The sequence below is a fragment of the Lactobacillus sp. M0390 genome (assembly GCF_016102085.1).
GTDB lineage: Bacteria > Bacillota > Bacilli > Lactobacillales > Lactobacillaceae > Lactobacillus > Lactobacillus apis.
In genome coordinates this window covers 18737-34207 of the sequence record NZ_JACFPH010000002.1, presented here as the reverse complement: position 1 = coordinate 34207, position 15471 = coordinate 18737, and the positions used below count along the sequence as shown (strand labels likewise).

The 15471-nt window shown below is 38.0% G+C and carries 13 protein-coding genes; 11 read left to right on the top strand and 2 right to left on the bottom strand.

What is annotated here, in order from left to right:
• Positions 1–24 precede the first annotated feature (24 nt).
• The 4 genes from H3R25_RS04240 to H3R25_RS04225 all read left to right on the top strand — a co-directional run bounded on the left by H3R25_RS04240 (position 25) and on the right by H3R25_RS04225 (position 3053).
• Positions 25–339 carry a PadR family transcriptional regulator gene (locus tag H3R25_RS04240; RefSeq protein ID WP_198194406.1) on the top strand — a complete coding sequence of 105 codons (315 nt, stop codon included), beginning with the start codon at positions 25–27 and terminating at the stop codon, positions 337–339.
• On the top strand, positions 332–979 hold the full coding sequence (locus H3R25_RS04235) for a DUF1700 domain-containing protein (RefSeq protein WP_198194405.1): 648 nt from the start codon (positions 332–334) through the stop codon (positions 977–979). The genes H3R25_RS04240 and H3R25_RS04235 overlap by 8 nt, the downstream gene beginning before the upstream one ends.
• A complete protein-coding gene (locus tag H3R25_RS04230) occupies positions 979–1851 on the top strand; it encodes a DUF4097 family beta strand repeat-containing protein (protein WP_198194404.1) in 873 nt (290 codons plus the stop codon). Before H3R25_RS04235 ends, H3R25_RS04230 begins: the two co-directional genes overlap by 1 nt.
• 131 nt (positions 1852–1982) lie before the next feature.
• Positions 1983–3053 carry a S66 peptidase family protein gene (locus H3R25_RS04225; protein ID WP_370567438.1) on the top strand — a complete coding sequence of 357 codons (1071 nt, stop codon included), beginning with the start codon at positions 1983–1985 and terminating at the stop codon, positions 3051–3053.
• A gap of 60 nt (positions 3054–3113) precedes the next feature.
• Here the strand turns inward: H3R25_RS04225 and H3R25_RS04220 are convergent, their stop codons facing one another.
• Both H3R25_RS04220 and H3R25_RS04215 read right to left on the bottom strand, forming a co-directional pair.
• Positions 3114–4397 (bottom strand): glycosyltransferase family 2 protein, encoded by a 1284-nt coding sequence (locus H3R25_RS04220; protein ID WP_198194403.1) that lies wholly within the window; start codon positions 4395–4397, stop codon positions 3114–3116.
• Positions 4394–4888, bottom strand: coding sequence for a cell division protein (locus H3R25_RS04215; RefSeq protein ID WP_198194402.1), 495 nt, complete (start codon positions 4886–4888; stop codon positions 4394–4396). Before H3R25_RS04215 ends, H3R25_RS04220 begins: the two co-directional genes overlap by 4 nt.
• A gap of 413 nt (positions 4889–5301) precedes the next feature.
• Between H3R25_RS04215 and H3R25_RS04210 the strand changes: the two genes are divergently transcribed.
• From H3R25_RS04210 to H3R25_RS04180, 7 genes are all read left to right on the top strand, one after another.
• Positions 5302–5751: a PTS sugar transporter subunit IIA gene (locus H3R25_RS04210; protein WP_046307504.1), complete on the top strand. Its 450-nt coding sequence runs from the start codon at positions 5302–5304 to the stop codon at positions 5749–5751.
• Positions 5752–5753: 2 nt separating this feature from the next.
• The gene (locus H3R25_RS04205) at positions 5754–6071 is read left to right on the top strand and encodes a PTS fructose transporter subunit IIB (protein WP_046307502.1); all 318 of its coding nucleotides are present in this window, start codon (positions 5754–5756) and stop codon (positions 6069–6071) included.
• Between the two features lie 2 nt (positions 6072–6073).
• On the top strand, positions 6074–7174 hold the full coding sequence (locus H3R25_RS04200; protein ID WP_046307501.1) for a PTS fructose transporter subunit IIC: 1101 nt from the start codon (positions 6074–6076) through the stop codon (positions 7172–7174).
• A 76-nt stretch (positions 7175–7250) separates the two neighbouring features.
• Positions 7251–9920, top strand: coding sequence for a glycoside hydrolase family 38 C-terminal domain-containing protein (locus tag H3R25_RS04195; protein ID WP_198194401.1), 2670 nt, complete (start codon positions 7251–7253; stop codon positions 9918–9920).
• Positions 9921–9928: 8 nt separating this feature from the next.
• Positions 9929–12550: an alpha-mannosidase gene (locus H3R25_RS04190; protein WP_198194400.1), complete on the top strand. Its 2622-nt coding sequence runs from the start codon at positions 9929–9931 to the stop codon at positions 12548–12550.
• A gap of 41 nt (positions 12551–12591) precedes the next feature.
• Positions 12592–14523 carry a BglG family transcription antiterminator gene (locus tag H3R25_RS04185; RefSeq protein ID WP_198194399.1) on the top strand — a complete coding sequence of 644 codons (1932 nt, stop codon included), beginning with the start codon at positions 12592–12594 and terminating at the stop codon, positions 14521–14523.
• A gap of 230 nt (positions 14524–14753) precedes the next feature.
• Positions 14754–15014 (top strand): SemiSWEET family transporter, encoded by a 261-nt coding sequence (locus H3R25_RS04180; RefSeq protein ID WP_074425732.1) that lies wholly within the window; start codon positions 14754–14756, stop codon positions 15012–15014.
• The last annotated feature ends 457 nt before the right edge of the window (positions 15015–15471 follow it).

Sequence of the window (15471 nt, the reverse complement as noted above, 5' to 3'; positions counted from 1 at the left end):
ATATAGTATAGAGGAGATGGAAACATGCATTTTCAAATTCAGTCACGCTTGCTTGACGGTGCAATTTTATCCTTTATTGATGAAGAAAGTCTTTATGGGTATGCAATTGTTAAGCGTGTTAGATCAATTTTTGCTGTATCAGATTCTTCAATATATCCCGTACTTAAGCGGTTAAAAAAGCAGCAGCTTGTTACTACTTATGATCATTCATATCATGGTCGTAATCACCGTTACTATAAGATTACAGCAGCAGGAAGCGCTGAACTACACTCAATTTCTAAGGAATGGTGGAGTTTTAGCAACAAAATTAATGAATTGATGGGAGAAGAAAATGGATAAAATAATTGAAAAGTATATTAATGACTTAAACAATAATTTACTAGATCTTCCGCATGATGAACGCCAAGATGTAATTGAGTTTTACCAAGAATTTTTATTTGACGGCAATTTTAGTAGTGAAAAGGAGATTATCAAGGATTTAGGTACACCAAAGCAGTTGGCACGTATGATTTTGGCAGATTACTCAGTCTCCAAGGATGTACCTCAACCTGATATGCATGAAAAACCAAGCTCCAAAACCAACCTAAAAACAATTTGGCTAATTTTGCTTGGCGTTTTAGCGGCGCCCGTTGGCATTCCCTTGGTCTTAGTAACGTGTTTTTTGATGATTGCGGCTCTAGTTGCATTTTGCGGAATTTTTGTTGCCGTTGTAGTGACTACGGTTGGCCTATTTGTATTGGGAGTTTTCATCCTGTTAAAAACTTGTGGATTACTTTTTAGCAATTCTTGGTCAACAGGGTTGTTTTACACAGGAATTAGTATTTGCCTGATTAGCTTGAGTCTATTCTTATTCCCGCTAATTATTAAATTCATTCACTTCTTGATCGCTGAATGTACAGTCTTTTTCCGCTATCTAGGTAGAAAAATTTTCAAGAACCATTATTATAAAACAAATTCTGCAATGAAAACGGAGGGATAATGATGAAAAAATTTTACCAAATAACTGGGCTAATCGGGGTTATCGGTATAATTACTGCACTACTAGGTTGGGCGAATGCTGGAGTCAATCCAGTATTCGATAATCATAATCAATTTACCTTTGAGACTTCTGGCAGTACGGTACATAAACGCGAGTTAACTACCAGCCCTAACTTTGATCAAATTATTGTACAAACTGACAACTCTGATATTTATTTGCATTCTGGTAAAAAGTATCAAATTACAGTTACTGGATTAAACCCTAACGCAGTCAAAGCCAAAGTTAGAAAAAAGCGACTTGAAATTAACGAATCTCGTCCGGTTGCAATTAATTGGCGAAATGACAGCTCTCGAATCGATATCACGATTCCTAAAAACAAGTATTTAGCTGAAGTTGATAGTAGTAGCGACAATGGCAACCTTAATATCAAAAGTATCTCAATAAATGATCTTTTTGCGAATGCACAAAATGGTAAAGTCACTGTGGATAAACTAACTGCTAAGAAGACCATTTTTGCTAGCTATGGTAATCATCGGATAGATATTGGCAATTCAGATATCGGCAAGTCGCTTATTACAATTCATGGAGGTCAATTAAAAATTGATCACAGTAAATTAACTGCGGATGCCAAAGCATACTCAAGTCAGGTAGCGATTACTGACTCACAACTAATTAACCGAAACTCTTTCCAAATGTTAAGAAAAGGCGATTTTACAATTAAAGCTGCGCCTAATCTCAGCTACGAGCTCGCAGCCGACGGACCAAATATTAGATACAAGGGGCAGAAAATCAATAATAAGTTAACCAAGAAGTTGTCAGCTAAAAACAACCTCGAAGTATTCGCAGCAAAAGGAACAATTACAGTGGAATAGGACTAAAGTAACTGAACTCATTTTCAAAACCACCTTTAATTCAAATTGACTTCTTGTCTTTAAACCAGCATAATCAGCAATAACAATTTTTTACTAAGTGCAAACGGCACAAGAAGGAGTGGATTATAATGTTGAAAAAACCATCTAAATTAGCTCAAGGTGACAAAATTGCTGTTGTGAGCCTTTCGCAGGGAACACTAGGTGAGGACTTTGCAGCTCATCAACTTAAGCTGGGTAAAAAAAGAATTGAAGAACTTGGGTTAACCCCTGTTTTTATGCCTAATGCCCTTAAAGGAATAGATTTTGTCAAAAATCATCCTGAAAAAAGGGCGGCCGATCTGAAACAAGCTTTTCTTGATCCAGAAATAAAAGGAATAATTGCGGCTATTGGCGGCGATGACACATTCAAGATTTTGCCCTTTTTAATGGAAGACGAAGAATTTAAACAGGCAGTGGTTAAGCAGCCAAAACTGTTCACCGGTTTTTCAGACACAACAATTGACCATCTGATGTTTTACCGTCTAGGGATGCAGAGTTTTTATGGTCCAAGCTTTTTAAACGATTTTGCAGAACTTGATACAGAAATGCTGCCGTATACGAAGAAGACAATCGAGCACTTTTTCACCAATCCTGCCACTACTGAAATTCCAGCGAGTGAAACTTGGTATGAGGAAAGAACAGATTTTTCTACTGCCCAAGTTGGCCAACCACGTGTCAGTCACCAAGATTCTGGATATCAAGTCTTGCGTGGACACGGGCAAGTTCAAGGTCATTTGTGGGGTGGCTGTATCGATAGCATTTATGATGCATTAGATGGAGAACGCTATAGCGACGAACCAGCAGTGATTGCACGTTATCAATTGCTTTTAAAGCCAGAAGAAACTAAGGACAAAATCATCTTTCTTGAAACTTCTGAAGAACAGCCGGAACCAGCTTTGTATCGGAAAAAGTTGACGCGCCTCGCTGAAGCTGGAATTCTTGAAAATGCGCAAGCAATTCTAGTTGGCAAACCTCAAAACAAAAAGTACTTTGCTGAATATCAAAAAGAACTGCTTGAAGTAACACAAGAATACAATACACCTATTTTGTATAACGCCAATTTTGGTCACGCTTATCCACATACGGCATTGCCATATGGTGCGTTAGCGAAAATCGACTTTGATCAGCCAAGTCTGACAATTATGGAACCATGGTTTGCATAATTACAAGAAAAAGCCATCTAGCATAGAGCTAGGTGGCTTTTTGTGTGAATAAATTAAAAATTAGCGTGAAGGACTGACCCAAGTTCCAGAGCCATGACCCAAGATAGTTTTAATTGCAGGAACAAAAGTTGTCACAATAGTAAGTGTGTTGATAATCCACAAACATAATAGGTAAATTGGTGCAAATAGTAAATACTCAATCTTATTGCCTTTGCGGTCAATCATTAGTGCGATAACTAATTGCATTGTACCCGCAATCATCTCAAAGCAAATCAAGATTAAAGCGGAGAACAACAAATAAACTAACTGGGACCAATTTTGTGTAAGTGCAAAATCACATACTAAATAGGTGAAAACAAATGTGGCTAACCAGAAGAAGAAAGACCAACAAATGCTTAGTGTTTGATCCAGTAACATTAATGACTCACCTAAATTTTTAAGTGGATGGCGTAAAACCTTTCTTAAGTTAGTCAACCAAACTTCGGTTCCACCCTTTGCCCAGCGCTTACGTTGGTGGTAGAGCTCTTTGAGCGTTTCTGGGACAAGTGTGTAAGAAATGATTTCAGGGGCAAAAACTGCCAACCAGTTGTTCAGTTGGTGGTCCCAAGCAACACTAATGTCCTCGGTTGCCCGGTCCTGCCGAAACATCCCCACATCAATCAAGGCACTCTTGCGGTACATCGTGTTCGCACCACTATAGGCAAAAATACTACCGAAAACCCCCATTTCCGCTCTTTTAATAATGCCAACAATGCTTGAAAATTCAACTGTGGTCGATTTGGTAATCAACTTGGTTCTATTTCGAACTTCTACATTAGAAGTCACGGCAGCGATATTTTGTCCTTCCGGACTATTAAAATAGTTAACGTAGCGCATCAGAGCATCTGCTTCTGGAAGTGTATCCGCATCGTTGCTGAGCACTAAGTCACCTTTAGCAAAAGCGAGGCCAATATTAAAAGCATGAGCCTTACCCTTATTTTCAGCTAAGCGAATTACGCGCAATCGCTTAGATTGTTGCTGCAATTTATGCAGAATTTTGGGCGTATTGTCGGTTGAGCAATCGTCGATCACTAGTACTTCATAATTAGTGTAGTTTAACTCATTAAGTAGGTAGCTAATCGTTTCTTTAATTGTAACCTCTTCATTATGAGCGGGAACCATGATGGTAATAAAGGGCTGTTCACGTGAGTCCAAAATCGTGAAGTCCCTCTTTTTGTTTTTAAAAACATATTTATAACAAAGTCCACCGACAAACCAGGCCAAACCGCCTAAGATTGGGTAGGAAACTAAAATCAAAAATAATACTTTAAAAACTGTTTTAGCTATTAGCCAGATTGATGTCATAACTTCCTTTCTCCTTTGGCAAAAAGTGTCTGGGCAAAGTCAGTCTCAAGGTTTTGTTGCGGCTCAACACAGTAAAAACTGCAGGTGTGCCGTTCGTCCGAGTTGCCAAATTTCTCCTGCCAGGCCTGTTCGACTAGTTGTGAGCGTTCTTGTTGCCGGTCTTGGTCAATTACAAGATGGTCGCGCCAGCTAGTAGCAAAACGGTAATTGTTTAAAAAAGTTAATGTTAGGTAGGAGATGCTGATAAAAACAAAGTAATCGTCAAAGAATTTTGTTAAAAATTCCAGTGGACGCAAAATAGCAGTATTGTAGTTAAAGGGGAGTAGGGATGCAAAGTGAGGCTGCCAAAGTGGTAGGGCTAATCCAAAAAAGGGCAAAAAAACAAATAGCCAGCCGAGCAAAGCTATGCTTGTTTGCTCGATTTTTAGGTGCCAATCTCCACTAGTAAAATAGTCATCTTCAATTAAGTCAATTGTGCTTTTCCGCTTCAAGATAAATTCCCTCCTTGCTAGGTAAACTGTGCATTAACAAAGTGCGTTTTATACTTTATTATGGTTTGGATTTATGTGCAATTTTGAATACCTAGCTTTAGAAATTTTCAAGAAAGATTATCATTTGCTTAACCACTTTAACCTTACTTAATAAATGTTGAAGTAGATTAAAGAACAATTTTAGGCGCGCTAACAGAGTCATTTTCAAAAAAATGGCTCTGTTTTTGTGCAAAAACTACCGCAGAAATCTGCAACATAGTTGCATAAAGTGCTTTAGCACCTTGTTTATTAGCTGTTAATAAAAATATGCTTTTTCCACTTAATATGGAAAAAGCTCGTAATTACAAAATATTGATAACAGTCTAGTATAAATAAATGTAAAGGGTTTCAAAACAAGGAAGTGAGAACAGGTAATGAAATTTTCAGCTAATGACGTTTATTTGGACGTCAATGAGCAAAGTGTTGATTCCTTTTTAAAGTATGCTTCGCAAGTTGCTTGTAATGCAGGTTTTGCTGCAGATGCAAGTGAACTAGAGCAAAGCTTTTTGGCAAGAGAACAAGAATATCCAACTGGGTTAGAAGACGGTTTTGCAATCCCACATGCAAAAACGGAGACAGTCAAGCGGCCAGGGTTTATCTACTTCAGATTGACCACACCACTTGATTGGCAAACATACGATGACAAGCCAGTGACGGATGTATTTGCGTTGATGGTGCCACCAGAAAATGCTGGGGATGAGCACTTGAAAATGTTAGCAAGTTTGTCTACTGCCTTACTTGAGGATGATTTCAAACAACAGTTACGTCAGTTGACTTCTAAAGAAGAGATAGCCAACTTTATTAATCAAAAGATTGGAGAATAACCATGAATGTAGTAGGAGTTTCAGCATGTCCAGCTGGATTAGCCCATACCCCAATGGCAGCGAAAGCCTTGGAAAAAGCGGGTAAGGAATTAGATTGGAATGTCAGAATTGAGCAACAAGGGATGATGGGTCCAGTTAATCCAATTACCCAAGCAGAAGCAGATGCGGCTGACTTTGTCTTGATTGCATCTGATCAAAAAATCACTAGTATGGAACGTTTTGAAGGTAAACCAATTATTCGAGTAGATATCAACACTTGTATCAAGGCACCTAAAGCTGTCTTGAAGAAGTGTGCTGCTGCGGTTAAGAAGGAGAACTAAAAATGAAGAGAATTTTGAAGGAATGGGAAGGAGCCATTATGAGTGGGATCTCTTACATGATCCCGACAGTTATTGGTGGTGCGCTAGTTGTTGGTGTTCCGCAATTAATTGGTATGTGTTTTGGTTATGGTGACCTTTCTAAATTTGCCAAAACCGGTGGCTTTTTCCACTTGCTTTATCAAATTAACTCCGTTGGTTGGATCGGTATCGGCCTAGTTAACCTGGTTATTGGTGGCTACATTGCTTATGCGCTTGGTGACAAACCAGCTTTGGGAGCCGGCTTTATCGGTGGACAATTAGCAACCAATAACCAGCTTGGTTTCATCGGTGCGATTGCAGCCGGTTTGATTGCAGGTTATGTTGCGCGTTGGTGCCGTAAAATCAAAGTTCCAGAAAAGTGGAATTCAGCTATTGAATTAATTGTTATGCCACTTTTAACCGTTGGTTCGGTTGCTTTGTTTGTTGGTGTAGTCTTAACGCCGCCACTTGCCTGGCTTAATAATGGTTTAACCTCATGGGTTAAGTTCATGGTAGAACAAAAGACTAACGCTATTTTGTTAGCTGCTATTATGGGCGCCATGATTGGTTCAGACCTTGGTGGTCCGATCAACAAGGCAGCTTGGGGTGTAGGTAACTTCTTCTTTATCGAAGGAATTTACCAACCATGTCTGTATACCAACATCGCCATTTGTGCAATCCCAATGGGTTATGCACTTATGAGTTTCATTTGGCCTAAGAAGCGTTTCTCAGCAGAATTGCTAGAAATGGGTCATAACAACTTAATTATGGGTACATTTGGAATTACTGAAGGGGCTATTCCATTTATGATGAAGGCTCCTCAATTAATCATTGTAAACGTTATCGGTGGTGCACTTGGTTCAGCAGCAGGTGCATGGCTAGGTGTTAAATCACATATCCCACCTCTAGGCGGTTTACCTGGAATTTTAACAGCCGACAACATTTTAGCTTACCTCGGCGGAATTCTAGTTTGTGCTTTGTTCATTGCAATTGTCGCTCCATTAGTTGCTGACTTTACTGATAAAGATTCTACACCAGGTGAAGAATCAATGAGTGATGATGATATTGAATTAAACATCCAATAATATGAAACCGAAAAAACTATAGTTGGGAATCAAATCAATCTTTTCTAGCTATAGTTTTTTATTTTTAGGAGAAAAAATGGTAAAAAAAGTTTTTGTCGTTCCACATACTCACTGGGATAGGGAATGGTTCTTTACCTCAGATCAAGCGAAAGTATATCTACTAAAAGATTTAAAAGATGTTCTTGATCATCTTGAAGCTTCAGGACAATATGGTTCTTTTTTGCTGGACGGTCAGTCTTCACTAATCGAGGATTATTTAAATTGGCGTCCGCAAGAGCGAAACCGGGTTGAGAAGTTAGTTAAAGAAAAGAAACTAATTCTCGGACCATGGTATACCCAAACGGATCAATATCTGGCTTCTGGGGAAAGCATTATTAACAATTTACGTATTGGAATGAAGCAGAGCGATGAATTAGGTGGCCATATGAATATTGCCTATGTTCCTGATTCATTTGGTCAAGAGTCAAGTATGCCCCAAATATATCAACAGCTTGGTATTGATGATGCTGTTTTGTACCGCGGCTTTTCACTTGATGATACTAAGCAATCCGAATTTACTTGGCAAGGTGAGGACGGCTCAGAAATCAGTGTTTTCCGGATGGCCTGTGGTTACTTTATTGGTGGCGTAGTCGATGAAACTAAGCTAGCCCAGTTAATGACTGAAGAACCATTTAAAACGGTTGTTGACCAAGCTTCAACTGATAATGTGCTGTTTCCAAATGGCTCTGATATGGCACCGCTACGTTTTGACCTACCTGAGTTTATCGAGCGGCTTAATCAAGCAAATAAAGGAAAGTTCACTTTTGAAGTTGCTTCACTCGAGGATTACATTACAGCTGTTAAAGAAGCTAAACCTGAATTGCGGCTGATTACGGGAGAGCAGGATTGTGGCAAGGACATGCGTGTTCATAAGTCAATTTCATCTTCACGTGCCGACTTAAAAGCCCTTAACACCAAATTGCAAAATTATCTTGCGAATGTCGTAGAACCAGTTCTTGCACTAGGAAGCTATTTTGGCTTGCCTTATCCAACCAAAACGCTTGAAGACTTGTGGAAAAAAATGGCTAAGAATGCAGCACATGATTCAATGGGAAACTGTGTGTCTGATCGGGTAAACGCTGATATTAAAGCACGCTACCAAAAGGTTGAAGATATAGCGACTGCACTGGTTGAAGTAACTTTGCGGCAGATTTCTACAGGTGTTAAAAATGATGGTCACCCAATTACACTAACTGTTTTCAATACGTTGCCAGTTGAACGTGGCGGTGTGGTAAGCAAACGGATATATTCCCCAAGTCGTAACTTCAAAATTCAAGATTATAATGGGCAAAATATTCCCTTTGAAATTACTGCTGTCAAAGATGTAACTGAGTTAATTACGTCTTCAACAATTCAACTTGATCCAGGTCAAGCAATTTATTTACCGGAAAAAGTGTATCAGCTTGATGTGAATATGCAGTTAGCAAACATCCCCGCTTTTGGTTACAAGCAGTTATCTTTGGTTTCAGAACAGGACCAAGAAATAGACTTACCAACAAGACAAACTGGAACCAAGATTGAAAACGAGTTCTATCAAATTTCAGTAAATGTTGATGGTAGTTTAGACATTTTGGATAAACTGAATAATCACTTATATCAGAAACAAGCAATCTTAGAAGAAAATGGTGATGATGGTGACTCCTACAACTATTCACCTGCCAAACAGGATTTAGTTAGTTACTCAACAGCACAACCGCATCGCTCACAATGCATCCAAAATGCACTAAGTAACAAATTAATTATTGATTACGATTTTAGTGTACCCAGTGATTTAGCAGCTCGGGCTAAGGGCTTGACTGATGTGAAGATGCCAACGCAAATGATAGTGACACTTGATCGGGCATCAAAGCTGATCAAATTTGAGCTTAATGTCGATAACAGACTGCCAAAGAGTCACCGTTTATGCATCGATTTTGACAGTGAAGTAGTTACTAATACAAGTATTGCCGACATTCAGTTTGGTACGATAAAACGTCCGCTGACGAAGAAGCAAGCTTTAAGAGACTGGCACCAAAATCAAGGTGCGTGGCAAGAAAAGCCAATTTCGATTAACACTGTTCAAGGCTTTGTTGCGATGTCCGATGATGAACGTGGACTTGCACTTATTCCACAAGGAGTTCGTGAATACGAATGTATTGGAAAAGACAAAGCCACAATTAGATTAACTGTTTTCCGGACATATGGAATGCTAGGAAAACGCGACTTGCTCTATCGACCGGGAAGAGCATCGGGGGATGAAACTGTGCCAACGCCTGAGGCTGAACTAAATCAGCACTTATCCTTCGAGTTAGCCATGACAACCATGCAAAATTGCTATGATCAGGCTGCTTTGGCTAGCGAGATTAAAGCGTTTGAGACACCACTACAGGTCTATCAATATGCGGAATTTTTGAATGGTCGATTAACTTTTCCATTCAATCCGGTTAAGCGAACAGCTGATCCCGAACTCAGCCTCTTTAAGACCGATGACAAGTTAGTTATCAGTACGGTTGAACAAATAGAAGAGGGCACAGGCTATCAAATGAGATTGTATAATCCGCTGTTTCATCCTGTAGGTGACAAAATTACGTTTAATAAGCAACCACAAGTGGTGCAACTAGTCGACTTATTAGGAAACAAAATTGCGGATTTGCAGGTAGACAATCGGACAGTTGTTCTGCCAGAAATTGATCACGCTAAGTTCATGACAGTTTATTTTGAATTATAGGAGAAATTATGGTTAAAGCATATTTTGTAAATCACACACACTGGGATCGAGAATGGTATTTCACTACTCAGGATGCTCAGGTTTTAAGTGATCAATTGTTTACACAAGTTTTGGACGAACTTGAGGATCATCCAGAAGCAAACTTTACTTTGGATGGCCAGATGTCAATTGTGGACGAGTATGTCGAAATTCATCCTGAAGCTAAGGAACGAATTCACCGTTTAGTTAACCGAAAGCAGCTATTCATTGGACCATGGTATACCCAAACAGATGCAATGGTACCGAGTGCTGAGTCATTATTGCGTAACTTGATTATCGGTATTATCGACGCAAGAGAAAATTATGGTGAACCAATGATGTTAGGTTATTTGCCTGACACTTTTGGCTTTAATGCCAACTTGCCAATGATTTTAAACCAAGTGGGAATCCATGACTTTTTATCTTGGCGTGGGACGAATTTTAAACGACAAACTAATTCTGTATACTTTAAATGGAAAGCAATAGGTGGCAAAGCTGTCTTTGTAGCTAATTTCCCACTGGGATATTACACCGGTCAAATCGATTTGGAATCAAAGCGCAACTTACAAGATTTTGTCAAAAATCGCTTAGATAAGGGAATTGAATTTGAAGCATTAAATGGCAATAATGATGAGGTTTTGGTTCCTTCTGGAATCGATCAAATGAACATCATTCATGATGTTTCAAAAACAATTGAAAAAGTTAACGAGCTTTCGCAAAATGATGTCGAAATAAGTACATATCCACAGTTTATGAACAAGTTACGTTCTAAGAAACTACCAGAATATCAAGGGGAATTAAGATACCCAACTTATTCTCGAGTTCACCGGACAATTACATCGGTTAGATCACGTAATAAGCGTAGTAATTTTGAACTTGAACAAGCTATTACCAGACGCTTAGAACCACTTATGGTAATTGCCAAGTATGCAGATATTCCAATTTCAAATGGAATTGTGGTTAAACTGTGGAAATTATTATTTGAATTGCAACCACATGACACTTTGGGTGGAAGTGTTACTGATAATGTTGCAGTTGACATGGATCACCGGATTAAGCAAGCAAACGAGATTGCTGATGGTGTGGAAAACTATATTAAGAAGAGAATCGCACAACGGCTAAATCTGTCTGATCACGATGTCATTATCTTTAATACTGATCCATACGAATTTAATGGACGCAAAACAGTTGAAGTAGTTAGTCAAAGTAGCCAAGTGAAATTTCCAACAGAGAATAAGGCCGTGATTGTGGACAAAGAAGAAGTTAAATCGCGTCCACATATTATGCAGTTAACGCCCAACGGCTATGAATTTAAGGATGAACCAGGCTACTTTAAGCTCAAGGTCAGTCTAGAAGTAAAAATGGCTGGTTTAGGTTATCAAGTGCTGCATTTCGAGGATAGTGATCAAGCAGTAGACGAGTTCCAAAGCATAAGTGGAAAATCAATTGGTAATCACCGGGTTCAACTGGCCTTTGAAGATGGTGCTTTTTATTTAAGCACTAAATACAAGACATTCAATGATGTTATTAGTATTTATGATCAAGCTAATGATGGTGATACCTATGATTTCTCGCCACTTCGAGGGGATGAAGAGAAGCGACTTAATTGGAATGGAACAATCAAAAAAGAAGTTGCTGATGGAATTGAAAGATTGATTCTAACTGGCACATGGCAATTACCGTTTGATTTGGAAGACCGGGTTGATGGCGAAGCGCCTAAAACAGTTGATGTCAGTTACCAATTAATTTTAACGATAGCAGCCACTTCGGATGTGATTTCAGCCAAATTAACGATTGATAATCAGGCTTTGTCACATCGCTTACGCTTGCGTCTAAAAACTGGTATTACGACTAAGGCGGCACACGCGCAGATTCAAGGTGGTTTTCGTCAAACAGAAAATGAAGCGATTGATGATAATTGGAACGATGAATTTGTTGAAAAACCAGTTAACATTTATATTTTTGATCGTGCAGTCGGCTTACATGATAAACAAGACGGTCTCTATTTCTTTGGAACTGGTCAAAAGGAATATGAAAAAGTTGACGATTCCCTTTATATCACGCTTATGGCAACTACGGGACAACTGGGTAAATCAGACTTATTGTGGCGTCCTGGACGTGCATCTGGAGACACAACTTCTGTTGGCCACATCATGATGCCAACGCCGTTAGCTCAAGAAACTGGAACTAATGAGTTCTCGTTCGGTTTGTATGCCCCAAGTAATGCTGAGCTTGCAGAAAATAAACTGACAAAAGTAATCAGTGATTGGTATTCACCATCTGTTAGTTACCAGATGCAAAAATATAATCTCTTTGTTAATCGTCTTGATAACAAGTTATGGGATATTGAATTTTCACCAAAATTAACCAAGATTGAACAAACTGAATCTTGGCTAAATATCAAACAAAATGTTGAAGTTTCAGCACTGTATCCTGCATACACAATTAAAAACAACTTGGTTCTCCGTCTTTCAAATCCGACAAAAGAAGCGGTTGATGTTTCTTATCTAAAAGACGCTGGCTTTACTGTAGTGAACGGTTTGGAAGAGATAATTGACCAGGATTACCAAATTGCCCCTTATGACATGTTGACCTTGATCAAGCAAATATAGCAGTTTGTAACTTATATAACTAAATGAGAAGAAGTGAATGTATGAAACTATCTTATAAACGATTGGGAATAATCCTCGAATTTTTATTAAATAATTCCGCCAACCGCTACGTTTCTGCCTCCTTTTTAGCTCAAAAGTGCAATGTAAGTACGAGAACAATTAGATCCGATATTCAAGCATTAAATCGTGAATTAAGCAGCTTGCAAGTTGAAATAAAAAATAAGCGAGGCGAGGGCTTTTACCTAAGTGATTTTGATAAAAAAACTGAGCAAAAGCTAACGGAATTGGCACGAAGTGATTTGCCGGCTTCAAGTTCAGGTGAGCGAATTGCTGAAGTTGAGCAGTACTTATTGGTTAATAGTCGTGTTAAATTAGATGATCTGACAGAGAAGCTGTTTATCAGTGATAATACCTTCTTCACATACTTGGTAACAATTAAGAAAGAGTTCAGTGATTTTGGACTACGAGTTGTGAAAGATGGAGATGAGTATTATGTTGACGGCTCTGAATCTGCCAAACGCAATTTTATTATTAGTAAACTTATTAATAAGAAGTCGAATAGCTATATCGTTGACTTTACAGAACGCGAGAAGAGTATTTTTGCTAACTTAGATTTGAACTTGTTAAAAGAAACGGTGCATGGTTTTTTACGTCATTATAGTTACCACTTATCGGACATTAATACTAAAAACATTATCTTGCATCTAGCTTTAGCAATCTCGAGAATTAAGATGGGTTACCGTTTAGAGACTGGTAATTCGGTGGAAATTAAGCCCCCAGTTCAAAGAGCTGTCCAAAAGCTACTTCAAAAATTGAAAGCAGAATTCCAAGTGGAGTTCAATCAAGTAGAGGCCAATGACCTAATTTATCATTTTGCTTTGAATTATCCTGAATGTGTAAGTGAAAATGATCACGTTAGTATAAAGGACAATATTAATAGTGCCATTACGATTTTTTTGGAAAACATCAAAAAAGAGTTCGCAATCGATTTATTAGATGATCGTGAACTGCGGGTTAATTTGACGCAACACTTAACCAATCTAGTGAAAATTAAGACGGTTAATGGTAATCGGAAGAATCCGTTGTTAAACGTCATATTGTCCACTTTTCCCTATGCGTATGAGATTACCGCTTATTCAGCACCAATTTTGGAGCACATGCTCAACTTAAAATTGAATGACGATGAGCTATCCTTCATTACGTTGCATATAGGTGCCTCGATTGAGCGGCAGGGAAATCTTTCGTCTCAAAAAAACGCTGCACTAATTTGCGGGAATGGAATTTCAACAGCTGCACTTGTACGTGCAAAATTGCAAACTCAGTTTGCGTCCTTTTTAAACATTACGGGAACTTATACCTATGATGAGTATCTAGCAGGTAAAGCAAGTGGTAATGACTTTCTCATTTCGATGGTGCCTTTGACTGATGCCACGGTACCAGTGATTCAAATTGATTTAACTAATTTTCACAATGATATCTTGCAACTGTCTGAATATTTGAAGTCACTTAATAATCCATACCGCGCGATTAATAAGCTGTTTGATGAGGAAAATATCTACTTAGTGCAAGAACCGTTATCTAAAGCGCAATTACTCGATATGCTAATTAAAAACTTAGAGCGTAAAAAAATTGTTAACAAAGATTTCAAACAACGTGTAGACGAACGAGAAAAGATGTATTCAACCGCAATTGGTGGAAAAATAGCTATCCCGCATTCCTTAGGCTATGCTACGAAAAAATCAAAGGTATCATTTGCTCGCTTAGATAAACCAATCAAATGGGACGAAAAAAATGAAGTTAAATATGTATTTCTCTTGGCAATTGCCCGTCAAGACTATCTAAGTGTACAGAAATTATTTGACTTCATTGTTGATTTACAAACTAATCTGACTTTTCGCAAAATTATTGATAAGAGCTCGAGTCCCAAAGAAATTAAGCACGCAATTAGTTCATTAATTAAATCAAGCTACTGATAGTACAAAAATTATTTGATCAGCGAAACGAACTGCTTTAGCAGTTCGTTTTTTGCTAGTTTTAAGTCAAATTGTTCTATACTGAACTTGTAAATAAGCTTGAAGTTAAAGGCTTTTGTCATAGCAATCGGCCTTAACTAAGACTATATTTTTAAAAACTATAGCCAAACTAAATGCTCTTGAGTGAAGAATTACACAATGATAAAATTGTGCGACAAGGAGATGAAGCAATGAAATTAGAAAAAGCAATGACAATTTTAGGATGGGTTGCCTCTGTAACGGCAATTATTATGTATGTGTCCTACATTCCACAAATTATTAGTAATTTGCATGGAGTTAAAGGCAATCCAATCCAGCCACTCGCTACAGCAATTAATACGCTACTATGGGTTATTTACGGACTCTTTAAAGAAGATCGTGATATTCCAATAGCTGCCTGCAATGCCATCGGCTTTGTTTTCGGCTTAATTGCCTTTTTCACTGCTCTATAAGAGTTAAATATTGAAAGGTCATTCCTACTTTTAGGGATGACTTTTTTATTTGCTGCAGTGATTACTAATCTATTTTACAAATACAAAGATGAAAGATTGTAAAATAAACTTTAGTACTTCGGACAGAATTTCCATTGGACTGAGTAAAAAAGATAACCGCAATACAAATAAAAATATATAACAGGAAACTTATTAGACAAAAAGCTCTTTTTTAATAAATAAGAGCTTTTTTTGTTTACCGATAATTCTAAAAAACTATACGTAGCCCTTCATCAACAACAATATTATAAGCAGGTTGAAAATGAATAATGAAGACGATTTTACGAGATTTAAATAACACCTCTAAAAGAGTGAGAAGAAAAATTCTTTAACTAGTTTAAAGATGTGAAAATGCCGAGAAAAGGCAAGATTAATTATTTTAATTCTCCAAACAGTAAATGCATCTAATGTAGCACAA